The organism is Kitasatospora sp. NPDC058478 (genome assembly GCF_042720345.1).
Classification (GTDB): Bacteria; Actinomycetota; Actinomycetes; order Streptomycetales; family Streptomycetaceae; genus Kitasatospora.
The window spans coordinates 21,105-45,553 of the sequence record NZ_JBHXML010000047.1; the positions used below are offsets into that span (position 1 = coordinate 21,105).

The 24,449-nt window shown below is 70.2% G+C and carries 12 protein-coding genes and 5 CRISPR repeat arrays; of the genes, 2 read left to right on the forward strand and 10 right to left on the reverse strand.

What is annotated here, in order from left to right; genetic code table 11:
- Window positions 1-2: 2 nt before the first annotated feature.
- Window positions 3-1,307: a cytochrome P450 gene (locus ACFWPT_RS25155; RefSeq protein ID WP_380484418.1), complete on the forward strand. Its 1,305-nt coding sequence runs from the start codon at window positions 3-5 to the stop codon at window positions 1,305-1,307.
- A 746-nt stretch (window positions 1,308-2,053) separates the two neighbouring features.
- Window positions 2,054-3,178: a CRISPR direct-repeat array (repeat unit 27 nt; unit sequence TCGGCCCCGCACCCGCGGGGATTGCTC).
- Between the two features lie 682 nt (window positions 3,179-3,860).
- A CRISPR array of direct repeats spans window positions 3,861-5,353; the repeat unit is 29 nt; unit sequence GTCGGCCCCGCACGCGCGGGGATTGCTCC.
- A gap of 154 nt (window positions 5,354-5,507) precedes the next feature.
- Here the strand turns inward: ACFWPT_RS25155 and ACFWPT_RS25160 are convergent.
- On the reverse strand, window positions 5,508-6,266 hold the full coding sequence (locus ACFWPT_RS25160; protein ID WP_380374314.1) for a GntR family transcriptional regulator: 759 nt from the start codon (window positions 6,264-6,266) through the stop codon (window positions 5,508-5,510).
- A 667-nt stretch (window positions 6,267-6,933) separates the two neighbouring features.
- On the opposite strand from ACFWPT_RS25160, the gene ACFWPT_RS25165 reads away from it, so the two are divergent.
- Window positions 6,934-7,449 carry a glycine-rich domain-containing protein gene (locus tag ACFWPT_RS25165; protein WP_380374317.1) on the forward strand — a complete coding sequence of 172 codons (516 nt, stop codon included), beginning with the start codon at window positions 6,934-6,936 and terminating at the stop codon, window positions 7,447-7,449.
- Window positions 7,450-7,653: 204 nt separating this feature from the next.
- Here the strand turns inward: ACFWPT_RS25165 and ACFWPT_RS25170 are convergent, their stop codons facing one another.
- The 9 genes from ACFWPT_RS25170 to ACFWPT_RS25210 all read right to left on the reverse strand — a co-directional run bounded on the left by ACFWPT_RS25170 (window position 7,654) and on the right by ACFWPT_RS25210 (window position 24,288).
- A complete protein-coding gene (locus ACFWPT_RS25170; protein WP_380374319.1) occupies window positions 7,654-7,926 on the reverse strand; it encodes a helix-turn-helix domain-containing protein in 273 nt (90 codons plus the stop codon).
- A 666-nt stretch (window positions 7,927-8,592) separates the two neighbouring features.
- Window positions 8,593-9,657: direct repeats of the CRISPR family, unit length 28 nt; unit sequence ATCGGCCCCGCGCTCGCGGGGATCGCTC.
- Window positions 9,658-10,885: 1,228 nt separating this feature from the next.
- The gene (locus ACFWPT_RS25175) at window positions 10,886-11,413 is read right to left on the reverse strand and encodes a hypothetical protein (protein ID WP_380484420.1); all 528 of its coding nucleotides are present in this window, start codon (window positions 11,411-11,413) and stop codon (window positions 10,886-10,888) included.
- A complete protein-coding gene (locus ACFWPT_RS25180) occupies window positions 11,410-12,567 on the reverse strand; it encodes a helix-turn-helix domain-containing protein (RefSeq protein WP_380484422.1) in 1,158 nt (385 codons plus the stop codon). The genes ACFWPT_RS25175 and ACFWPT_RS25180 overlap by 4 nt, the downstream gene beginning before the upstream one ends.
- A gap of 781 nt (window positions 12,568-13,348) precedes the next feature.
- A CRISPR array of direct repeats spans window positions 13,349-14,902; the repeat unit is 28 nt; unit sequence GTCGGCCCCGCGCTCGCGGGGATTGCTC.
- Between the two features lie 20 nt (window positions 14,903-14,922).
- Window positions 14,923-15,306 carry a DUF6191 domain-containing protein gene (locus ACFWPT_RS25185; protein WP_380484424.1) on the reverse strand — a complete coding sequence of 128 codons (384 nt, stop codon included), beginning with the start codon at window positions 15,304-15,306 and terminating at the stop codon, window positions 14,923-14,925.
- Window positions 15,307-16,558: 1,252 nt separating this feature from the next.
- A CRISPR array of direct repeats spans window positions 16,559-17,744; the repeat unit is 22 nt; unit sequence TCGGCCCCGCGCTCGCGGGGAT.
- Window positions 17,745-18,347: 603 nt separating this feature from the next.
- A complete protein-coding gene (locus ACFWPT_RS25190; RefSeq protein WP_107452810.1) occupies window positions 18,348-19,118 on the reverse strand; it encodes a ricin-type beta-trefoil lectin domain protein in 771 nt (256 codons plus the stop codon).
- 261 nt (window positions 19,119-19,379) lie between these two features.
- Entirely contained in the window at window positions 19,380-21,209 is a 1,830-nt protein-coding gene (locus ACFWPT_RS25195; RefSeq protein WP_380374329.1) for a glycoside hydrolase family 15 protein, read from the reverse strand.
- A gap of 199 nt (window positions 21,210-21,408) precedes the next feature.
- Entirely contained in the window at window positions 21,409-22,764 is a 1,356-nt protein-coding gene (locus tag ACFWPT_RS25200; RefSeq protein WP_380484426.1) for a M64 family metallopeptidase, read from the reverse strand.
- Between the two features lie 163 nt (window positions 22,765-22,927).
- A complete protein-coding gene (locus tag ACFWPT_RS25205; protein ID WP_380374333.1) occupies window positions 22,928-23,095 on the reverse strand; it encodes a hypothetical protein in 168 nt (55 codons plus the stop codon).
- Window positions 23,092-24,288: an FAD-dependent monooxygenase gene (locus tag ACFWPT_RS25210; RefSeq protein ID WP_380484428.1), complete on the reverse strand. Its 1,197-nt coding sequence runs from the start codon at window positions 24,286-24,288 to the stop codon at window positions 23,092-23,094. Before ACFWPT_RS25210 ends, ACFWPT_RS25205 begins: the two co-directional genes overlap by 4 nt.
- Window positions 24,289-24,449 lie beyond the last annotated feature (161 nt).

Consider the following 24,449-nt stretch of genomic DNA (forward strand, 5'->3'; position numbering starts at 1 on the left):
ACATGCACGCCGATCACATACGTACCGAACACAGCGCCACCGAACACAGCGATACCGAACACAACGCCACCGAACCGGAGCTCGCCGACGGCCAGTTCTACGCCGACCCGCACGCCGCGTACCGCCGCTGGCGCACCGAGGGCGGCGCCCGCAAGGTCCGGTTCGGCGGCGCGGCCGGACTCGAAGGCTGGGTCGTCACCGGCCACGCCGAGTGCCGGGCCGCCCTCGCCGACCCCCGGCTGAGCAAGAAGGCCGTCACCGAGGCGTTCGCCCGACACGTCGGGAACTCCGAAGGCGGCCCGGGCCGCGACCTGATGTCGCACATGCTCAACTCCGACCCCCCGGAGCACACCCGGCTGCGCAAGCTGGTCCAACAGGCCTACACCGCACGGCAGGTGGCGACTCTACGCCCGATGGTCGAGCGCCACGTCGGCGCGCTGCTGGACCAACTCGACGGGCCCAACCCGGTCGAGCTGATCAGTGAGTTCGCGCTGCCGCTGCCACTCGCGGTCGTCTTCGAGCTGTTCGGCGCGCCGCAGGCCGAACGGGAGAACCTCCAAGTCCGCGGCAACGCCGTCGATGCCGACCCGGAGGACGACGGCGAGGCGGACGGCGGAGCAGACGGCGGAGCAGACGGCGAAGTCTCGGTGGAGACCGCCGAAGGCATGGCGGACTACCTGCGCGCCCTGGTCGACCACAAGCGCACCCACCCGGGCGACGACCTGATCTCCGAACTCCTCGCCGCCCAGGCGGACGGCGACCGGCTGACCGAGGCCGAGATCACCTCGATGGCGTTCCTGCTCGCGATCGCCGGCCACCAGAGCACCGTCAACCTGATCACCAACGGCATCCACGCGCTGCTCAGCCACCCCGAGCAACTCGCGGCGCTGCGCGCGGATCCGGCACTGCTTCCCGGCACGATAGATGAAGTCCTGCGCTACGAGAGCCCGTTCAGCATCGCCTCGCTGCGCCGCACGACCGAGCCGGTGACCATCGCGGGCACCACGATCCCGGCCGGCGAGTTCGTCCAGATCGCCCTGCTCGCCGCCAACCGCGACCCGGCCGTCTTCACCGACCCCGACCGCTTCGACATCACCCGCCCGGACGCCACCCGACACCTCGCATTCGGCCACGGCATCCACCACTGCCTCGGCGCACAACTGGGCCGCCTCCAGGCCGAGGTCGCATTCACCGAACTGCTGCGCCGCTTCCCCGCCCTACGCCTGGCCGAACCGGCCGAACCCGCGCAGTGGCAGGAGAACCCGAGGCACCGCGGGCTGCTCAACCTGCGAGTGCTGCTGCACTGACGCCGCCAGGCCCCCACCCACCCAAAGCCGGTGGGGGCCGAGCACATCACCTGCTCGGTCCGGACCCGCCCATCCGACGCACCACGTCGAGGACCAAATCCCGCGAACACCTGGGCCAGCCGGACAGCTGAAGCTGCACACAGCAGAACGGTCTCCACCACGGTAAGCGGCAACTCCCCCTGATAACCGTGCTCCCACGCGCCGACTTCCAGGACTCACTGCGGCTCTGAAGCTCTACGACCTTCCTCATGCCCGAGGCCAACTACCCCAAGGCCGGCAACACTCCGCGGCAACCGGCGACCAGCCCCCGCCCCACCTCGCTTCGCCCGGCAGCGCCCACCGCGCACCTGTCCCACATGAACACCACCCGGCGGACAACCTCCTCAGCCGCGCATCCCGCACAACCAGCCGAACAGACGCGGCCCCTAACTGCACCGCCCACAAGACCATCCAGACGGAGCCACGTCACCGGCGGCAGTCGGCGGCCCCGGACAGTCTCGGCCACTGCCTCAGTGTCCAGCATGTACGACAGCAACAGGCTGACCCTAACCTCGGACGGGTACCACTCCCGACGGTCCTCAACCTCCACGTGCGGGTACGCTTCGAGAACTCAGGCCACGACGCCGACAACCATCCCTGGGGCAAGGAGAGATGGCAACAGCGCATCGACTGTTCGACGGGACCCCTACCAATCGAACTGAATCAACCAAGCCCCTCGGCCACTAATCACCCCAGGTCAAAAAGCGTCGGCCCCGCACCCGCGGGGATTGCTCCGAGGTCCGGGCCCGGCTTCTGGGGATCACCGAGTCGGCCCCGCACCCGCGGGGATTGCTCTCGGGCCCGGACGCGGAGGCCGGCCGGGGCATCGTCGGCCCCGCACCCGCGGGGATTGCTCTGCCCATCTCGTCCGCGTACTCGGTGGAGGTGGATCGGCCCCGCGCCCGCGGGGATTGCTCCAGCGACGACACCCTCGACGAGACCGGCGTCGGGTCGGCCCCGCACCCGCGGGGATTGCTCCACCGGCAGGAGCGTGCAGTGGCAGTTGTCGTGGTCGGCCCCGCACCCGCGGGGATTGCTCAAGTGGTACGACGCGGAGCCTTCTCCGGTTCTCATCGACCCCGCGCCCGCGGGGATTGCTCCCGGGCACCGCACCGAGACAAGGGCGGCGGGTAATCGGCCCCGCGCCCGCGGGGATTGCTCCTCGCCGAAGCTGTCTCCACCGGCGGCTCCCGGATCGGCCCCGCGCTCGCGGGGATTGCTCCCGTGCGCGCCAGGTGGTGCCGCGCTTCTCGGAATCGGCCCCGCACACGCGGGGGTTGTTCCCGCCGCTCGATGTCCTGCTCCGCCTTGTACGGGTTGGCCCCGCACACGCGGGGATTTCTCAATTCTGTGGGCGCATACCTTCGCGGCTGCCGCGTCGACCCCGCGCTCGCGGGGATCGCTCCCGCATCGAGCAGAAGGCCGCGCCGTGCAAGCTTTCGGCCCCGCACTCGCGGGGATCGCTCGAGGGACCAGCCGGCCATGCAGGCGGCGGCGGTATCGGCCCCGCGCTCGCGGGGATTGCTCCTCCGCTTCGCTGGCGCGTGGTTCGGATGCCCGGTCGGCCCCGCGCACGCGGGGATTGCTCCTCGCCTTCGTCATCGACGCCACCACCTTCGTAATCGGCCCCGCGCACGCGGGGATTGCCCCTACCTCGCGTTCTCGCTACATGAGGACGAGGAGTCGGCCCGGCGCTCGCGGGGATTGCTCCAGCGTTCCGCAGCGGTGCCAGCCGTACGCCTTGTCGGCCCCGCGCCCGCGGGGGTTGCTCGGGGCTCTTCACCAAGCAAATCGACGCCATGCTGTCGGCCCCGCGCTCGCGGGGATGGTTCAGGAGACCAGCCCGTCGCACCGGTGACCACCGGGAATTGGTCTCGTCGAGGGTGCGAGCAAGGCGGACACGAGCCTGCCAGGGCCGGTCGAAGACGGTGTCCAACCGCCTTCGACCGGCACGCGGGCCCGCGCCACTGGCAACACACCACGGTGCTGCCCGACGCCCGCCGCGACACCGTCGAGTTCGCCGAACCGTCTACCAACGCCCCGCAATCGTCACCTGCACCACCGACCGGAACGGCCTCCAGGACAGCGGACAACACCCCAGAACGCGGCACCGGGACGACGAGCGGCAAGCTGGCGGGCGGGAGGCTGCCGACGGACCTGCCGCTCGGCACCGCACCTCGACCCGAGCGAGAGCATCCAGACGCCCCGACGTCACCAGCGGCAGGAAGCGATCCCAAACGACCTCCATTACCACCACCACGGCACACAGCATCTGCGACAGCAATACGCCGCCCCCGCCCACCCAGCCGCCTCCTGGCCTCGGGCGGATACCAACGCCAGCCGCCCCCAAGCACCGCCCCGAACCTCCCCACACGAGTACGCTTCGGGAGCGCAAGACACAGCTGACAACTCCCCCACCCGCAAGAAGAAGCATGAACTCCTTCACAGACCGCCTGCCTAATCGAACTGAATCAACTGACGGCCCCTGACACGAATCACCGCAGGTCAGGAAGTGTCGGCCCCGCACGCGCGGGGATTGCTCCGGCAGGGCCGGGTGCTCCGCCAGGTCGAAGCCGTCGGCCCCGCACGCGCGGGGATTGCTCCCACCCGTGGCGGATCAGAGCCGCCGAGCACAAGTCGGCCCCGCACGCGCGGGGATTGCTCCTCGTACTTCGCCTCGACGCCCCGGTACTGCGAGTCGGCCCCGCACGCGCGGGGATTGCTCCTCCTCCACCGCGCGGAGTGCGTCCCGGGTCCAGTCGGCCCCGCACGCGCGGGGATTGCTCCTCGTCGAGGATGTCGAGCGCGTTGTGCACCTTGTCGGCCCCGCACGCGCGGGGATTGCTCCGCGAGCCAGGCGGGCGGTGTCCCGTCTGCTCTGTCGGCCCCGCACGCGCGGGGATTGCTCTCGCAGGTCGCCCCGGCAGGGTGCCCGGTCGGTATCGGCCCCGCGCTCGCGGGGGTTGCTCCCGCTGGTGGAGACCGCCGTCCAGGCCCTCGCCATCGGCCCCGCGCTCGCGGGGATTGCTCTGGGACGTCGGTCAGCCCCGATGTTGTTCGGGTATCGGCCCCGCGCTCGCGGGGATCGCTCCGCGGGCCTGGTCGACCGGGACTTGTGGGGGCGGTCGGCCCCACGCTCGCGGGGATTACTCGGGGTACGTCCCCGGGTGCGTCCTTGACGCAGTGTCGGCCCCGCGCTCGCGGGGATCGCTCCTGGCCGATGCTCTTCGGCGTCCGCAGGCGCGGGTCGGCTCCGCACACGCGTGGATTACTCCAGCACCGGCTCACCGGGGAACGGCACGGCCCAGTCGGCCCCGCGCCCGCAGGGATTGCTCCACCTTCGGCACCATCAAGGCGAAGGCCGCGGTGTCGGCCCCGCACACGCGGGGATTACTCCTCCAGACCGGAAGACGAATCCGGACGTGCTTGATCGGGCCCGCGCTCGCGGGGATTGCTCCGCCGGCACCGCCTTCCAGCAGATCGCGGGCATGTCGGCCCCGCGCTCGCGGGGATTGCTCCTTGCTGTGATCGGCCGGCGTGCACTCGGGGCGGTCGGCCCCGCGCTCGCGGGGATTGCTCCGAGCTGCGGAAGTCGACCGGCACCTTCCAGGGGTCGGCCCCGCGCTCGCGGGGATCGTTCCTTGTTCAGTGAAGCGCAGTTGAGCTCTGGAGTATCGGCCCCGCGCCCACAGGGATCGCTCCCGGGCAGCCCGGTGCAGCTTCGTCGACACTTGATCGGTCTCGCGCTCGTGGGGATCGCTCCCGGGATCCGCGCGATGGCGACGTCGATCTGCGATCAGCCACGCACACGCGGGGATTGCTCCCGCCGCTCGATGTCCTGCTCCACCTTGTACGGGTTGGCCCCGCACATGCGGGGATTGCTCCAGCACCGGCTCGCCGGGGAACAGCACGGCCCTATCGGCGCCGCGCTCGCGGGGATCGCTCTGTGGGACACTCCGGCATTTTCCTCGGCCGGGGATCGGCCCCGCGCTCGCGGGGATCGCTCCGCCCCCGCTCGGCTTCGGCCGGGCGGGGGCGCTTCGTCGTTACGGGGTGTCCTGCGTCCACCGCCACACGCTGTCCGCGTCCGGCTCGTACCAGGACCGTCCGTCGGCGTATCGGCCATGCCGCCATCGTGCGACCGGCATCGGACCATGCAGGTCAGGAACGTGGGGCGCGCCCGTACTCAGCAACCCAGCGCGAGGTGAGCACGATGTCTGCGGTCTCAACTGGGCGCCCGGTGGCCTGGTCGTAGAAGGTCCGTTCAATTGCCATCACCGGGACAGCGGGTGCAACGCCGAGGGCCTGAGCCTCAGGTCGCGTGGCAGCCCTGGCACTCACGCGCTCAACGGGCACGCCCACGTCGATGCCGATGATCGCCATGCGGTCGGCGACGCCGATACCAGCGTGTGGACCGGCCTCGGGCAGGACGATCAAGCTACCGCCAGTGGTGGCCATCGGTTCCCAGCTCTCTGCGAGCTGCACCGGGTCTCCGTCGGCCAGGTACACGTAGGTCGTGTGCATCACCGGATCGCCGGGCTGGATTTCCAGCCGGGCCGCGATGCGGGCCTCGGCGGCACGAGGCTGAGATTCGTGCCGCCAAGTACCGGCGACACCCTGTCTGGCGAGGGTGGCCTCCGTCGGGCTGCCGTCGCCGCGGGGTACGCGTTGACGGCGCACCAGGACGGTGGGCGGTTCCTGGCTGCGGACGTAGTAGCCGCGGCCATGGCGGGCGACGACCAGGCCCTCGGATTCGAGTAGCCGGTAGGCGTTCTGGCCGACGCCGTGGGAGTAGCCGAATTCCTCACGCAGTGCAGCGAGAGATGGCAACTGGGCTCCGGCTGCGAGCTGGCCGGTGAGGATCCGTTCGCGGATGTGGTCTGCGATGCGGAGGTAGGGGGATTCGGCGTCGCCTGCCATGCATGTCCTCCTACGTTCCGTGCTCGGTGGGTGACAGAGTATGCGGCCAGGCCCTACTGTATGTGTAGAGCTAATCCTTACATGTACTGGGGGATCGGTGCAGATCGGCATGTGCGCAGGAGCCGTGAAGGCTGCGCTCGGTCAGGCCACAGGCGCCCACGTACGCGTTACGCGCCCCAACGCTGGAGTAGTGCGCCTGAGCGTCCCCGCGCCTGTCGACGAATCAGTCGAACGCTGGGCTGATGTCCTGGCCATCGTGCAGTCCTGCACCTCATGGGGATCCACGGACGCAACTGGCGCGGTGGTCGTTTGGGCCGAACTGGAGGAGCCGCAATGATCTCCAGACCGGACGTCCCCTCCGGCATCGTCATCACTCTGGACACAGCCCAGGCCGGGTGCTACGTCAGCGCCGAGTGCCAACTCGACGCCCACCACGGGTGTCCCGGCGGCCTGTGGGACGAGTGCGGTGCTCGGGTGCTGGTATGCCTCTGCGGCCAGTCGGGGTGCCCCTGCGTTCGCAACCTGCCGAGCGGATCTCCCACCGGTGGCCCGAACCAGCCCCCTCGCGATCAGGTCGAAACGCCCTGATCAACCCTCCGTTTCCTCCCCGGGCCTGACGGTCGGCCCAGGAGGTTGCACCACTCGCCACACCGAGAGGAGCACTACCATGATCACTCCCGAACCCACCCCGGCACTGGCGCCGCCCCCGACCGCTCCGGACCAGTTCGTGAGCGCGGCGACGTTCGACTCCGTCATCTCCACCGTGCTCTCCAACAACGAGGGCATGGACGTCGCGATGGCCACCCGGATCACCCGGGAAGCCATCGCGTTCGTGGTCGTGGGCGCCCGCCGCCCGCACCTGGCCATGGCGCCGTCCAGGATCGTGGACGAGGGCTGGCACGCGTTCCTCGTCCACACCGAGGCGTACGCCGAGTTGTGCGAGCGCGAGGGCCGGTTCGTGCACCACAGCCCGGGATTCGACCCGGGCAACTTCGACCAGGACATCATGGAGCAGACCCAGGCTGCCATCCGGGAGGCGGGCTTCGAGGTCGACCAGGAACTGTGGCGGCCGCCGACGGACGACAGCCTGGTGACCGTAGCGGCGAGCTGTCAGCACTCGCCCAGCTGTTCAATCAGGCCGATGAAGAAACCGGAGAAGCCCTGCACCAAGCCCGCTGAATAGCGGACTCGGAACGCGTACGCTGCCGGCACACGAGTAGGAGGCATCCGATGGAGTGGATCGATCCGCGGTACGCAGACCTGGTCGCGTGCTACCGGCAGCAGGACTTCGAAGCTTTCGGGCCATTGCTCGAACGTCCCGACGGCGAGCCTGTGCCCCCGCGGCTCGGGTTCGTCATGGAGCCGCTTCGAGGCGAGTAGCAGCAGGTCAAGGCCCTGGCCGGCCCGATGGCCGGCCAGGGCTGCTCGTCGCGGACCAGGCGCCAGAGTGGCACGCCGATTGCCCGCGCGATGGCGCCGAGTTGGGCGTCGCAGGTGCGAGGCCGTTCTCGATCCGCCCGATCGTGCGCCGGTCAAGTCCGGAGCGCTCCCCAAGCCGCTCCTGCGTGGGGTCCGCCTGTCGCCTGAGCGAGAGGATCCGGGCCCCGACGCCTCGCCGGTCGCGGATCTGCTGTTCGTCGGGTTGGTACGGGGCGGTCACCCCTTGGCGCTGACCGGATCATGATCAAAAGTCTGTACCGATATGCCGCCACTTATCGATCATCCGTTCGATAGGCTTGACCCACCGCAGCCCGGAGGGACCAACTGAGAGCACACTCTGAGCGCCACCTACGCTCTATCGGCCCCGCGCCCGCGGGGATTGCTCCGAGGCCCACTATGCGGTCTGCGCTCTTCTCGGATCGGCCCCGCGCTCGCGGGGATTGATCCGGTCTGCGGGATCGGGCGGGTACGCTCAGCGCATCGGCCCCGCACACGCGGGGATTGCTCCGACCTGACCCGGCCCCAGCTGCTCGCAGTCTCATCGGCCCAGCGCTCGCAGGGATTGTTCCGCACATTGCCATCGCCGAACTCACGCTGTTGGCAACACAGTTGCGGGGACTGTTCCGCGGCAGATCCCCAACCCGCCCGGCGGACTTACCCCACAGTGCACCCAGCTCCTGATTTCGGGCAGGTACCGATGCCAGCGGTCCTCAATTATCGTCTCAATCTCCACGTGCGGGTACGCTTCGGGGAGTCAGGCCTCGACACTGACAACCAGCCCTGAGGCAAGAAGAGATGACAACACATCGACTGTTCGACGGGACCTCTACCAATCGAACTGAATCAATCAAGCCCCTCAGTCGCTAATCACCGCAGGTCAGAAAGTATCGGCCCCGCGCTCGCGGGGATCGCTCCTCGCCGCCCACATGATCGCCGCGCTGCCCGACATCGGCCCCGCGCTCGCGGGGATCGCTCCATGGTGGTGAACTCCTCTGGTGTGGTCAGTAGATCGGCCCCGCGCTCGCGGGGATCGCTCAGACAGGGGGTGCGGCCACCGATGAGCTCCTTCATCGGCCCCGCGCTCGCGGGGATCGCTCGATGGCCGGGGACTTCGAGGCCTCCATGGTCAAATCGGCCCCGCGCTCGCGGGGATCGCTCCTCCGTCGTGCCGTCCGTCACCGCGGTGGTGACATCGGCCCCGCGCTCGCGGGGATCGCTCCACCTACGTTGTCGACCGGCCCGGTTTGGACACATCGGCCCCGCGCTCGCGGGGATCGCTCCTGTTCCGGGTCGCGGCCGGCAAGCGCGGCTCGATCGGCCCCGCGCTCGCGGGGATCGCTCCTCCATGCCGCGGTGGAAGAAGTCGAAGTACTCATCGGCCCCGCGCTCGCGGGGATCGCTCCTCCGGGTGCCGGGTGCGGCGCCACGTGGACAGATCGGCCCCGCGCTCGCGGGGATCGCTCCGTCATGTCGGCGGCCTGCTCCGGCCCGGGTGCATCGGCCCCGCGCTCGCGGGGATCGCTCCGCCCCCGACCTGGCCTTCCACGCCCGCCGGTTATCGGCCCTGCGCTCGCGGGGATCGCTCTCTACCCTCGCGCGCTGGATGGATGAGCGGCTCATCGGCCCCGCGCTCGCGGGGATCGCTCCCCGCAGACCCTGTGGCAGCACGAGCAGGGTGAATCGGCCCCGCGCTCGCGGGGATCGCTCCTTGAGGCTGTCCTCGGTGGTGTGGCCGACGCTATCGGCCCCGCGCTCGCGGGGATCGCTCCAGCTGGCACCGCCGGGACTCCTTCGACCGGCGATCGGCCCCGCGCTCGCGGGGATTACTCGGCCGCAGGCACCGTGGAGCGGACGATATCGGGGTCGGCCCAGCGCTCTCGGGGATTGCTCCTGTCCGTGCTTCGAGAAGTACCTCGCCGCCATATCGGCCCCGCACACGCGGGGATGGTTCAGGGGACCAGCCCGTCGCACCGGTGACCACCGGGAGTTGGTCTCGTCGAGGGTGCGAGCAAGGCGGACACGAGCCTGCCAGGGCCGGTCGAAGACGGTGTCCAACCGCCTTCGACCGGCACGCGGGCCCGCGCCGCTGGCAACACACCACGGTGCTGCCCGACGCCCGCCGCGACGCCTTCGAGTTCGCCGGCACCGTCTGCCAACGCCCCCGCAATCGTCACTTGCACCACCGACCGGAACGGCCTCCAGGACAGCGGACAACACCCCAGAACGCGGCACCGGGACGACGAGCGGGACGCTGGCGAGCAGGAGGCTGCCGGCGGACCTGCCTCTCGGCACCGCACCTCGGCCCGCGCGCGAGCATCCAGACGCCCCGACGTCACCAGCGGCAGGAAGCGATCCCAAACAACCTCCATCACCACCACCACGGCACACAGCATTTGCGACAGCAGCACGTCGCCCCCGCCCACCCAGCCGCCTCCTGACCTCGGGCGGATACCAACGCCAACCGCCCCCAAGCACCGCCCCGAACCTCCCCACACGAGTACGCTTCAGGAGCGCAAGACACAGCTGACAACTCCCCCACCCGCAAGAAGAAGCATGAACTCCTTCACAGACCGCCTGCCCAATCGAACTGAATCAACTGACGGCCCCTGACACGAATCACCACAGGTCAGGAAGTGTCGGCCCCGCACGCGCGGGGATTGCTCTTTGGGCGCACTATGGCTAAGACGGTTGGCCCAGTCGGCCCCGCACGCGCGGGGATTGCTCCCACCCGTCACCTGCCCGCCACCGCACCGCCTCGTCGGCCCCGCACGCGCGGGGATTGCTCCGGCAGCTGGCTGGCGGGGGTGCACGACAAGTAATCGGCCCCGCACACGCGGGGATTGCTCCCCGGGCAAGCGGCCCGTCCCCGAGGGCGTCAAGTCGGCCCCGCACACGCGGGAATTGCTCCCGCGCACCCGCCGGACCCTCCGGGAGAGTGGGGTCGGCCCCGCACACGCGGGGATTGCTCTGTCTCGGTCTTCGGTGGCCCGGGACGCGCCGCATCGGCCCCGCGCCCGCGGGAATTGCTCCTTGGCCTCCCGGCTGGCGATCCCGGCGGCCCAGTCGGCCCCGCGCCCGCGGGGGCGCTGCCGTACCGATCCGAGTAGGGGTTCGGCGTGACGACGCCGGACGCCGCTGCGCCCCACCCCGAAGACTCGGGGTGGGGCGCAGCGGCGTGTTCAGCGCATCAGTTCATCTGCGGTGGCGGGCAGTCGTATGGACTGACCGTTCGTCACCATTTGCTGGAGGAGGGCGAACCCCTCCTGCTTCGAGACGATGAATCCGACGCAGGCCACCGCCATCACGTCTTTGGTGCACATCGTCGGGATGCCTCTGTGTCGCGCGAGGTCCAGCGACGCCTTGTCGTCGCTGATCCACGTGGCCTCTTTGAACTCCACCCGGGTGCTGATGACGTGCAGGGTCTCGGACTCCCCGAGATGCTTGAGCGGATCCGACGGGCTGCCGAAGAACACGCCCTGTCGAATCCGCTCCACGGCCTCGGGGTCGTCGACTTCGATCGGCTCCCCCAGCCAGCGGGAGACGTCGGGTAGGTCCAGGGCCGGCAGATATCGCGATGATCGCTTGGCTTCGTACGCCACTGCTTCCGTCCATCGACCCCGGCCGCTCAGTACGTTTTCCAGGATGTCGAGCCTGGAGACGGACGCGAAGTTGCACAGGACCGTGTTGTCGGGAAAGCAGCTGATCATGGGCTGAACGCGAGCTCCGTTCCGGGATCGGACGGTGCCGCCTGCTGCTGCTCGGGCTCGAACTGGGCGGGCTCCAGGAGGTCCAGGAGCACGTCCGGGTCGAGGTCCAGGAGGGCTGCCAGCGGCCGGACTGTCGTATCACCCGAAGCATAAGCCTTGATTGCCAGCTCTGTTAGTCGTCGAGGATGCCAACCCCGTTGGCTGCGCTCGGTGTTGACCATGTGCTGCTCCAAGGCCCCCGCGGCACCGGCAATCCTGGCGCCGTCGGCTGTCAACATCGCGCCCCACTGCCGACGCTGATCGGCGGTCAGGACTCCCAGCACCTTCAGCCGGGTTGCCATCGCGCTCGGCGAAACGCGGTACTTCCAGGCCAGATCCGCCACCAGGTCACCGCCGGCCGTTCGGTCCCGGGCGTCGGCCAGAACGGTGGTGCGCGGCATCAGGAACTCCGCGGCGAATGCGTTCGCCTGCACTTCCATCGCGGTGGTCGACCGGCCCGGTTGCACCTTCTCGACGACCGCCTCGTCATGCGCGTCGCCGGCGAGGATGTGGCCGAGTTCGTGGGCAAGAGTGAACCGTTGACGAGTCCACACATTGGTTTTGGCAACGAGGATGAGGTCGAAGCTTTCGGTCGACCAGGACAGGCCGTCCAGCTTGTCGGGAAGATCGACGCCCGCGATCTCCACGCCGAAGGCCTGCTCGAAGCTTGAAGCGAGGTTCTGGGTCGAGAGGGTCCAGGGGTCAACTCCCACTGCCGCCAAGGCGGCCTGGGCGAGCTGTGTGCCGTCGGTTCCCTCTGGGCGGTTGTGGGCGCGCCTCGGCAGGTCGCTCCCGATCCGCGCCAAGGCGTCGATCACCTGCTCGTACCGGCCCAGGAGTCTGCGCACTTCGTCGGTGGTGTGCTCACAGGCGCCCGTCTTCCGCGCGGCGGCGCCGAGCGCCGAGCGCGGCTCGACGCCGCGCAGCAGCCAGTCAACGGTTCTGCCGCCGAAATCGGCGATCAGCGCTAGTTCGAGGGAGGTGAAGCGGCGTTTCCCGCCAAGCGACTTCGACAGCTTGTCTGGGGAGATTCCAATGCGCTCCGCCATGACGGCCTGGGTCTCACCCGTTGAGCCGATGACCTGACGCACGCGTTCAATCAGTCCGGCATCCATGCTGTGACCGTACAGTCGCGTTGCGATTCTCGCAATCGACATGACCAGGTTGTGACCTGGGGTTCACCCGCCCGAGTGAGTGCGCGGCGCGCACTGGCGGCGAAGCCACGACAGGTGCTCTGACCTGCGGAAATGCAATCGCGGCCACACGGTGATTGGGCGCTGCCGGGCGCAGTGGCGAGCCAGGCCCACAATGACCGCTGCAATCATTGGTACAGACCACGCCACACGTCATTGCTTCGGGAACGTGCCGGCTTGTCGAGCCGATGGCCGCGTCCGCGTCCGCGTCCGCCTAAGGCCTCCCCGCGTAGGCCAGGACAGGGCTGTGCCCCACTGGGGAGGGCCAGTGGGACGCAGCCACTCAAGCGGTCAGGAGAGGCTGGTGATCTGCAGAACTGTGACGCGGCTCGCCTCCTCGTTCGGCAGCAGTCGTCCCCACGCCCACGGGAATCGCTCTCCGCTAGCATCAGTGCCAAGTCAGTTGCACGGGTCGGCCCCACCCTCGCGGGGATTGCTCCACCTTCGGCACCATCAAGGCGAAGGCCGCGGTGTCGGCCTCGCACACGCGGGGGTTGCTCCCCGAACAAGGCCAAGGGGACGGCTTGGGCGAGCTCGGCCCCGCGCTCGCGGGGATGGTTCAGGAGACCAGCCCATCACACCGGTGATCACCGAGAGCTGGTCTCGTCGAGGGGAAGAGGCATGAACTCCTTCACACGCCGCCTGCCTAATCGAACTAAATCAACTGCCGGTCCCTGACACGAATCACCGCAGGTCACGAAGTGTCGGCCCCGCGCTCGCGGGGATTGCTCGGCGGCGGCCGTCCGCCACCAGTTGCACGAGCAGTCGGCCCCGCGCTCGCGGGGATTGCTCCGCGGCCGGCACGTTCTGCTCGGCGGTGGCGGTGTCGGCCCCGCGCTCGCGGGGATTGCTCCTCGCTGTGGGCAGAGTCGTCCCCGGCCCGGCAGTCGGCCCCGCGCTCGCGGGGATTGCTCCGACGCCCTCTCCGACGTCCGCCACGCCATCACGTCGGCCCCGCGCTCGCGGGGATTGCTCCTGCGGCGGCGACGGTGAGCGCGCGGGCGCGGAGTCGGCCCCGCGCTCGCGGGGATTGCTCCTCGTCCGCGCCGGCGGGCCGTCCTACCTGCACGTCGGCCCCGCGCTCGCGGGGATTGCTCCTACTGGCTCCGGCTTGCGCTCGAACGGGTCGAGTCGGCCCCGCGCTCGCGGGGATTGCTCGGTGTCGGCGGGCGGCGGACGGACGGAGCCATTGTCGGCCCCGCGCTCGCGGGGATTGCTCCACGATCGGTACCCGCCTCGGCGCGCTGGAGCAGTCGGCCCCGCGCTCGCGGGGATCGCTCCATCGCGGCCAGCCTCGCCGTCCTCGGTGACCTATCGGCCCCGCGCTCGCGGGGATCGTTCCTTGTTCAGTGAAGCGCAGTTGAGCTCTGGAGCATCGGCCCCGCGCCCACAGGGATCGCTCCCGGGCAGCCCGGTGCAGCTTCGTCGACACTTGATCGGTCTCGCGCTCGTGGGGATCGCTCCCGGGATCCGCGCGATGGCGACGTCGATCTGCGATCGGCCCCGCACACGCGGGGATTGCTCCCGCCGCTCGATGTCCTGCTCCACCTTGTACGGGTTGGCCCCGCACATGCGGGGATTGCTCCAGCACCGGCTCGCCGGGGAACAGCACGGCCCAGTCGGCCCCGCGCTCGCGGGGATCGCTCTCAGGCTTCCGCGTTCCGGCCGCGCTCGCTGCCATCGGCCCCGCACCCACAGGGATCGCTCCCGGGCAGCCCGGTGCAGCTCCGTCGACACTTGATCGGTCTCGCGCTCGTGGGGATCGCTCCCGTGGCCACCTCGACGTCGATCCCGGTCTCCTATCGGCCCCGCGCTCGCGGGGATTGCTCCTCCGCCGGCCGGTATCGGGCTTTGCGCTCCTTATCGGCCCCGCGCTCGCGGGGATCGCTCCGGCCGGCGCCGCGTCGTCCACTACCGCCTCCAATCGGCCCCGCGCTCGCGGGGATCGCTCCTGCAGGAACGGCGCGAGGTCGGCGATCGGATCATCGGCCCCGCATACGCGGGGATTGCTCCGGGACCATCTACAGCCGCTGGTACCAGCTCAGGTCGGCCCCGCGCTCGCAGGGATTGCTCCGGCGGCAACCAGATCCAGCACGCGAAGCTGAAATCGGCCCCGCGCTCGCGGGGATAGTTCCGGGCCCGACCCGGACTGCACGAGCGAGAATGAATCGGCCTCGCGCTCGCGGGGATTGCTCCAGCACCGGCTCACCGGGGAACAGTGCGGCCCAGTCGGCCCCGCGCTCGCGGGGATTGCTCTCCGCTGGTGCTACCGCGCGTTTAGTCCTGCTGGGGTGATTCGGCGCGATTTGGCGTGCTGGGGTCGCCAGCCGGGGACCGGATGATGGTCGCGGTACCAGCGTTGAGGTCGATTCCGGTCCTGGGGGGTGCGCCATCGTTCTCGTCATCACGGAGGACCAGCTCGATCCGGCGCTGCTCCAGTTGCACCCGCTTGCTGGCGTAGAGGAGAGCGTGAAGCTCCTCCGTCGCGGTGGCTCCGACCCCGCGTTCGCTCAGGTCGTCGCGCCGCTGCAGACGTTGAAGCACCCATGCGGGCCGCTGGGCTCGCAGCACAAACTGTCTCGCGGCGGCCAGAAGGAAGAACGCCGCGACCAGGGCAACGGGAAACAGCAGGCTTCCCATGACGCTCACCATGCTCAGCATGCCCGGGTAACGTCCGCTCCGCCGACGGCAGTTCCGTCAACGGGCGTTGGTTCAGGCGGCTTTGAGGGGGCTTCCGTCGTAGGTCCAGCGGAAGGGGCGGGCTTCTGTCAGCCCCGCGCTCGCGGGGATTGCTCCCGGGCCGGCGAAATGCTCCTGCATGACACCCGGTCGGCCCCGCACACGCGGGGGTTACTCTCCGAACAAGGCCAAGGGGACGGCTTGGGAGAGCTCGGCCCCGCACTCGCGGGGATCGCTCCGTTGTCCGCGCCGACATGACCATCCTGGAGGAGCCGACCCCGCGCAAGCGGGGATTGCTCCACCTCTTGCATCTTTGACGCCCCGCCCAGACAATCGGCCCCGCGCTCGCGGGGATTACTCTGCGGCTGTCAGGTCGTCCGGGTTGAGCAGTTGGCTGGCCCCGCGCTCGCGGGGATTGCTCCCGGCGGAAGTCCGCTTCGTGGTCGTCAGCGTGGTCGGCCTGCACACGCGGGGATTGCTCCTGCTCGACCGGGTCGCCGGCGGTGATGGTGCGGTCGGCCCTGCGCTCGCGGGGATTACTCCAAGGGTTGCCACCGGATCCACAACCGCTTCATGTCGGCTCCGCGCTCGCGGGGATGGTTCAGGAGACCAGCCCCTCGCATCGGTGACCACCGGGAGCTGGTCTCGTCGAGGGTGCGAGCAAGGCGGACACGAGCCTGCCAGGGCTGGTCGAAGACGGTGTCCAACCGCCTTCGACCGGCACGCGGGCCCGCACCACTGGCAACACACCACGGTGCTGCCCGACGCCCGCCGCGACACCGTCGAGTTCGCCGAACCGTCTACCAACGCCCCGAAATCGACACCTGCACCACCCACCGGAACGGCCTCCACGACAGCGGACAACACCCCAGAACCCGGCACCGGGACAACGAGCGGCAAGCTGGCGAGCGAGAGGCTGCCGGCGAACCTGCCGCTCGGCACCGCACCTCGACCCTACCGAGAACCTCCGCCACCACCACGGCACACAGCATTTGCGACAGCAACACGTCGCCCCCGCCCACCCAGCCACCTCCTGACCTCGGGCGGATACCAACGCCAACTGTCCCCAAGCATCGCCCCGGACCTTCCCGCACGAGTACGCTTCGGGAGCGCAAGACACAGCTGACAACTCCCCCACGCGCACGAAGAAGCATGAACTCCTTCACAGACCGCCTGCCTAATCGAACTGAAGCAACTGACGGCCCCTGACACGAATCACCACAGGTCAGGAAGTGTCGGCCCCGCGCTCGCGGGGATTGCTCCGCGGCGGGGAGGGCCGGCGGTCGGGGGGGGTGGTCGGCCCCGCGCTCGCGGGGATTGCTCTCCGTCACCTGACACGCCCGCGCTGCGCCGCGTGTCGGCCCCGCGCTCGCGGGGATTGCTCTCCCCCACAACACGGCGCCGAGCAGAGCAACGAGTCGGCCCCGCGCTCGCGGGGATTGCTCCTGGCCGTCCTGGCGGAGGTAGTCCTCAACGCGGTCGGCCCCGCGCTCGCGGGGATTGCTCCTCCCCAGCCGGGGCCCAGAACGCGGCGGCAGCGTCGGCCCCGCGCTCGCGGGGATTGCTCTCGGCAGCGATGGGCCGGGTACCGGGGCGGGCGGTCGGCCCCGCGCTCGCGGGGATTGCTCGGGCCGCTCATGCCCATCCGCTTGGCGATGGCGGTCGGCCCCGCGCTCGCGGGGATTGCTCGCCGGCCGGGCCCTGGCGGGCAGCTTTCCCGAGGTCGGCCCCGCGCTCGCGGGGATTGCTCCCGGTCGGTGCCGTCGGGTTCGGCCAGCCAGTAGTCGGCCCCGCGCTCGCGGGGATTGCTCCACGGAAGATCGACGCGGTAGTTGTGGTGGTGGGTCGGCCCCGCGCTCGCGGGGATTGCTCTGGCCTGCCGGGCGTCGGCCGCGACCTTCCGGCGTCGGCCCCGCGCTCGCGGGGATTGCTCCAGACCCGCGTCGGCAGGAGTGCCGAAGGTGGCGTCGGCCCCGCGCTCTCGGGGATTACTCCGACGCCAAGGCCTCCGCCTACTTCCAGGGGCTACCGGCCCCGCGCTCGCGGGGTTACTCCCACAAGTACGCGCTGATGTTCAAGCTCGTCCAATCGGCCCCGCGCTCGCGGGGATCGCTCCCCGATCTTGCTGATCGTCGTCGCGCTCGCGGCATCGGCCCCGCGCTCGCGGGGATTGCTCGCTATGGTCCAGGGCGTGGCTTCCCCGACCGAGGTCGGCCCCGCGCTCGCGGGGATTGCTCCTGGTGCATGTACGACGACGTCGGACTCGCCGGATCGGCCCCGCACACTCGGGGATTACTCCATCAGTCCGTTCTCGTCAGAGACGGACCGGCGGTCGGCCCCGCGCCCGCGGGGATTACTGCTGTGACGCGCACTGTTCCGCCATCATGCGGACGTCGGCCCCGCGCTTGTGGGGATTGTTCCGGGGTGACGGCCCAGGAGGAGAATCAGGCCTTTCGGCTTCGCGCCTCCGGGTGGGGGTTGCTGACATCAGGGGGATCTTGGTCGGCTCGCTGTCTGGGCGACGGATTCCGGCTCTCCCGGTAGTTGAGAGTGATGCCGTCGTCGGTGGGGGCCAGGACTTCGTGGTGCCGCTCCTTCGTCCCATGTGCCACGTTCGCGTGGTTCTTGGTCGGCGGGAACGCCCGGTTGGCCTTGGGGCATGCCGTCGAGTCCCGCTGATCTTGGTGCTCGGTCACTTATGGGCCCGGATCCGGACCCGTGGCGTGATCTCTGGGGAGACATCCGGGTCTTCGGAAACCGTCATGGTGTCCACACGGGCTCAATCGAATGCGTGCTTCTTTCTCCTTCGGGAAGGTGTCGACCTCCAGGTCGGGGCACGACACCCCCGTTGCCAGCGTGGTCAACTGGGTTATAGGCGAGACGATTTGGGACCACCGGCCGGCAGCGGCCGGGCTGCCGGCGGGAATCCCGCCTCCGGACCCCGTGGCTCCGGAGGTGGGATTCGAGGGACCCCTCGGGCCGGCCGTGGGGGCGATCACGGCCGGGCCGAGGGGGCGGGGGGATCAGTGCGGGAGGTTCCACTTCTGGTTGTCGGCGCCGTTGCAGTCCCAGATGCCGAGCTGGTTGCCGTTGTTGGTGGCGAAGCCCAAGTCGTCCAGGCAGCGGCCGGACTGCGGGTTGAGCAGCGAGCCGTCGGGCTGGGCCTTCCACTGCTGGGCTCCGCTGCCGTTGCAGTCGTAGAGCTGGACCATGGTGTGGTTGGCGGTGTTGCCACCCTCCACGTCCATGCACTTGCCGAGGGCGCGCATCGTCCCGTCCACTCCGACGGTCCACTTCTGGGCGTTCGTGCCGTTGCAGTCATAGATCTGGACCGCGGTGCCGTTCTTGTTCTCGCCGCCCCGGACGTCGACGCACTTGCTCGCGTAGCCGCTGATCTGGCCCTGCGGCCCGGCGACCGGCGGCGGCACCGTCCCGAGGAAGACGACCTGCGGGAACATGATGGTGTCGCCGAAGTTGCACATGGCGGTGCTCATCCCGCTCCCGACGACGGCTCCGCCGATCGCCATGCGCATGTACGGGCCGGTGTTGTTGACGTAGTACTGGCACTGCGCCTGCACGCGCCAGATCTGCAGGGGGCTGATGCCCGAACAGGTTCCGATGACCTGGCCGCCGCCGGCGGCGATGGCGTTACACCCGCCGGCCAGCGCCGCACTCGAACTCGCCTGCTCTGCCTGGGCGGTGGCGGGCGCGGCCTGGCGCGCGGCGGTGGATGCGGCCTGGGCGGCGGCGGGGACGGTGAGTGCCGCGGCGGAGGCCAGCAGCGTGGTCATCATGACAACAGCGGTACGGCGCATGAGGGTTGGGCCCTTTCCGTGATGACAGGGTGATGGCACTGCTCAGATGTTGCGCAGGTTTGGTCATGAGCATTGCAGTGCCGCCTGGGGTCGTCAACGGATGTGAGCCGACAAGATGTCGCCATTCACCTCAGCTCATCCGCGACCTGCTTGTTCCTCGGGGAAAGCACCGGTGCGCGCACCGGACAGGAGTCGGATGGGATCCGAACAGGAGCTGGATCCAGCCGAATTGACGCGATCTCAGCCCAGCGCGCGGTCGAGGTTGAAGGCCGCGCTGATCAGCGAGAGGTGGGTGAAGGCCTGCGGGAAGTTGCCGAGTTGCTCGCCGGTCGGGCCGATCTCCTCGGCGAACAGCCCGAGGTGGTTGGCGTAGGTGAGCATCTTCTCGAAGGCGAGCCGGGCTTCCTCCAGGCGGCCGGCGCGGGCCAGTGCCTCGACGTACCAGAAGGAGCAGATCGAGAAGGTGCCCTCGGAGCCGCTCAGGCCGTCCGGGCTGGTGGCCGGGTTGTAGCGGTAGACCAGGGAGTCGGAGACCAGGCCCTTGGTGAGCGCGTCCAGGGTGGAGAGCCACTTGGGGTCGGTGGGCGAGATGAACTTGGCCATCGGCATCATCAGCAGCGAGGCGTCCAGCTCGCCGTCGTCCAGGGACTGGACGAACGCGCCCAGCTCGCTCGACCAGCCGCGCCGCATGATCTGGTGGTAGATCGCGTCCCGGGTCTGCCGCCAGCGGGGCAGGTCGGCCGGCAGGCCGCGGCGGTTCGCCATCCGGATCGCCCGTTCCAGCGCCACCCAGCACATCAGCCGCGAGTACACGTAGTTCCTGCGGCCGCCGCGGGTCTCCCAGATGCCCTCGTCGGGCTGGTCCCAGTTCTCGCAGAGCCAGTCCGCCACCATGCCGACGTCCTCCCAGCCGGCGCTGCTGATCGGCTGCCCCCACTTGTCGTACAGGTAGATGGAGTCGATCATGGCTCCGTAGATGTCCAGCTGGAGCTGGCCGGTGGCGGCGTTGCCGACCCGCACGGGTGCGGAGCCCAGGTGGCCCTCCAGGTGCGGCAGCGCGTACTCGGGCAGCTCGGTGCGACCGTCGATGCCGTACATGATCTGCAACGGGCCGTTCGCGGCGGTGTCGCGCATGCGCTCGAAGAGGAAGCCCATGAACGCCTCGGCCTCCGAGGTGAACCCGAGGCGCAGCATGGCGTAGACGCAGAAGGCGGCGTCGCGGACCCACATGTAGCGGTAGTCCCAGTTGCGCTCGCCGCCGACCTGCTCGGGCAGGCTGGTGGTGGGTGCGGCGACGATCGCGCCGGTCGGCGCGTAGGTGAGCAGTTTGAGCAGCAGGGCTGAGCGGTGCACCATCTCCCGCCACCGGCCCTGGTAGCGCGACCCGGCCAGCCAGTGGCGCCAGAACCGGACGGTCGCCTCGAACTGCTCCTCCGCCTCGGCGCGCGGACACGACCGGGCCGGGACGTCGTCGCCGATCTGGTCGAGGGCGAACACGACGGAGTCGCCCTCCAGGAGCTTGAAGTGCGACCACACGTCCAGGCCGTCGGTCTCCAGCGGCGCGGTGGCGGTCAGCGCGAGCGTCAGCGACGGGGAGCGGAACACCGCGACGTGGCCTTCGAGGGAGACGGTGTGCGTCTCGGCGCCGTAGCCGAAGCGCGGGGCGATCCGCGCCCGGAACGGGAGGATGCCCCGGACGCAGATGAGCCGCCGGATCAGCCGGTGCCGGGCGACCTCGGGCGACCCCTCGGCCACGGGCATGAAGTCCTGGATCTCCGCCACGCCGTCCGCGGCGAAGAAGCGCGTGATCAGCACGTTCGTGTCGGGGAAGTAGAACTGCCGGGTGCGGGTCGGGACGTCCGCGGCCAGTTCGAACGATCCGCCCCGCTCCGCGTCGAGGATGGCCCCGAACACGCTGGGCGCGTCGAAACGCGGACAGCAGTACCAGTCGATGGTGCCGTTCGTGCCGACCAGGGCGGTCGTCCGGAGGTCGCCGATCAGGCCGTGCTCGGAGATCGGCAGGTACCGGCCGTTGTCCGCCTGCTCGAACCCCGTCGTGTCGAACGCCATGCCGACCTCCCCGCCGCTGTGGCGCGGGCTTGGAGACGAAGCCTTCCCAGCCATGGTAGATCGCCGTCGGCGCGGGGGCCGGGCCGAGCACCGGCCGGGCCTCCCGGGCCCCGGGCGGGGGGGGGCCCGGCCGGTGAAGCTTCCGCCGTGGGCGTGGCCCCTCCCGTCCCAGCCGGACGCGAGGGGCCACGCCCCGTGGTCAGCGGGTGACGCTCCAGACCAGGCTGCGGGTCAGCGCCGGGGTCAGGGCCGGGTCGATGACGGACGAGGTGGGGTCGTTCGCGACGGCCTTGAGCTCGTGGGCGGCGGGCTTGGGGCCGGTGGGGCCGAGGTCGGAGACGGCGATCGCCTTGCGGTCGCGCAGGGCCGTCACCTCCTTGCCGTCGAGGTACCACCGCAGCTTGGTGCCGGAGACCGGGAGGTCGACGGTGAGGCGGTCGGTCGCGGTCAGCCGGGTGGTGACGGGCGTGGCGCTGGAGAGGGTGGAGGCGTGCCGGTAGAAGCCGGCGATCATCGCCTCGCGGCCGGGCAGGTTGAACTCGCGGCCGAGGGAGCGCATCACCGAGTTGTCGGTCGGCCGGTTCAGGCCGGACGGGTAGTTGCTGCCGCCCTGGTAGGCGCCGACGGTGCCGCCGTCGGGCGAGGTCTTGCCGAGCCAGCGGTACCACTTGGTCTTGTCCTGGCGCATCCGGTCGGCGCTCAGGGTGGTGATGTTGGGCTGCGTGGGCTCCGCGCCCTTGTAGGGCCCCGCCCCATCGGCCCAGTACTCGTCCGCGAGCTTGCCCAGCGAGTGGCCGGTCTCGTGCACCGCTATCTGGCCGGACGCGCCGTTGCCGCCCGCCACGGTGGCGATGCCCTCGTAGCCGAGCGGCGACTGGGTGCTGCCGTAGCCGGCGCCGCCGTACTTGGCGGTGTTGGCGACGACGATCACGAGGTCGGCCTGCGGGGCCTTGGCGGCGTAGGCGTCGACGGCCTTGACGTCCACGCACAGCAGCCGCTCGATGGAGTTGCACCAGAAGTGCGAGCCGAGGGCGGTCTTGCGGACGGTGTCCTGCTTCGGGTCCCCGGAGACGCCCGACTGTGCGGAGACGGCGCCCACGGCCCACACGTTGAACAGCTTGCGGTAGGTGGCGTAGGGCTCGACGGCGCTGATGTCCTTCCACTTCGCCGCGGCGTCCTTGCGGAACTTGTCCTGCTCCGAGGCCGTGTAGCCGTCGCCGATCATGACCACGTCCAGCTTGCTGTCCGTGCTCCCGTTGTTGACGACCTTCGTGACGGCGCCGTCCCCGGCGGCAGCCCCGGCAGCGGCCGCGCTCATGGACTGCTCGGCGACGAAGGGGGACGCCGAAGGGACCTTGGTCCGGCTGATGGCGCCGTCCTCGGCGAAGACCTCGACGTCCTGGCCGCCCGGGAAGGCGTCCGGGGAGGCGTCCGGGGAGCCGGCGATGGCGGCCGGCTCGGACGGGGCGGCGACCGCCGGGCCGACGCCGACGGCGAGGGCCGCCAGCGTCGTGACACCGGCCAGGAGGACCGAGGTGAACCTGCTGTTGCGCAAAGGAGTTTCTCCGAAATCGACGGGCAGCGAGGGCCGGTGGCGAGACTCCCGACAGGGGACGTGCGTGCAATACCGCACCGTCCCGTGCCGCGACACCGCCACCCGCCGCCACCACCGCCGCACAAGGCCGGAGCTGACGGGGCGACACCGTCCGCTCACCACCTCACCGGTGGATACGTCCGGCTGCCCACGAACGGTTCACACCGACTGCCGCCACGGTGGTGACGGCGTCCTCGAAGTGGTCGACGACGGCCAGGCGGCCGGTGAGGTCCGCTCGTACGATGCCGCCTGCTCGCAGCCGGACGAAGGAGGGAAGCTCGGGCCCGGTCATGAGTAATCCCCGCGCACGGCACGGGACTTGAGCACACTCCCGGCCCGCGCTGTCGCGAGCACGACCGGCGACAGCCGGGTGGCGAGGTTCCTGGCCAGGATGCCGCCGCGGCCGGCCGGGACGAGCAGCGCGAAGGCCGCTCGTACGGACTGCCGGGCCTCGTCCACCAGCCCCCGGTGCGCGGCCTCGTAGCGGGCCAGGGCCGCGCGGTGGTCGGCGGGATCGGCGGCCAGGGCCTCGGCCAGGCTGTAGGCGCCCGCCACGGCCAGGCTGGAGCCGCCGCCGAAGAGCGACACGCAGGACGCGGCGTCGCCGAGCAGCGCGACCCGGCCCCGCGACCACTGCGGCAGCCGGACCTGGCTCACCGCGTCGAAGTACAGTTCCTCGCTCTCGCGCACCTGCGCCAGCACCTCGGGCGCGCGCCAGCCCATCCCGGCGAACGCGGCGGTCAGCAGTCGCCGGTGCTGCTCGGTGTCGCGGTGGTCGAAGTCCGGCACGGCGGCGGACCGGATCATGAACGCGGCCAGCGGCCTGCCGCATCCGGGATGCACGCAGAGGGCGCGGCCCGGCGCGTTGTGGATCGCCACTTCCCGCAGGTCGCCCGCCGCCCCGGCCAGCGGCATGGTGGCCACGTACATCCCCAGGTGGCGGACGAACCCGGACTCCGGACCGAAGGCCAGCCGGCGGACGGCGGAGTGCAGGCCGTCGGCGCCGACCACCAGGCCGAAGCGGCGGGGGCGGCCGTACGCGAAGGTGACGTCGACACCCGCCTCGTCCTGGCTCAGGCTCGCGATCGAGTCGCCGAACACGAACTCGGCGTCGTCCCGGCTCGCTTCGTGGATGATCGCGGCGAGATCTCCGCGCGGCAGCTCGACCGTGTCGGCCTGGGCCGCGCCCGACAGGCCGCGCAGGTCGATCCTGCCCACCCGGCGGCCCGCGGCGTTGTAGAAGCCCACGCCGGTCACCTGGGTGGCGGCCGCACGGAGGCGGTCCCTGATCCCCATCCGCTCGGCGACCTCCATCGCGCGGCCGGCGACATCGACCGGGCTGCCGCTGGAGCGCACGGCCACGGCCCGCTCGACCACGGTCGGCTGGAAGCCGTGGCGGGCCAGCCAGTAGGCGAGCGTCGGTCCGGCGATGCCGGCCCCGGAGATCAGCACGGTGCGATCGACTGTCCTGGTCGAGGCGTTCATGGACGCTCCTTCTGTCATCGCCTGATCGTCGTCGCCTGATCGCAGCCAGGCCGACTCGCGGCAGCCGTCGCCGGTCAGCCGTCAGCCGTCGCCGATCAGCGGTCGCGTCGGCGCTCCCGGACTGACCATCGGTCAGTACTTCGACGCTACGCCCTGACCGT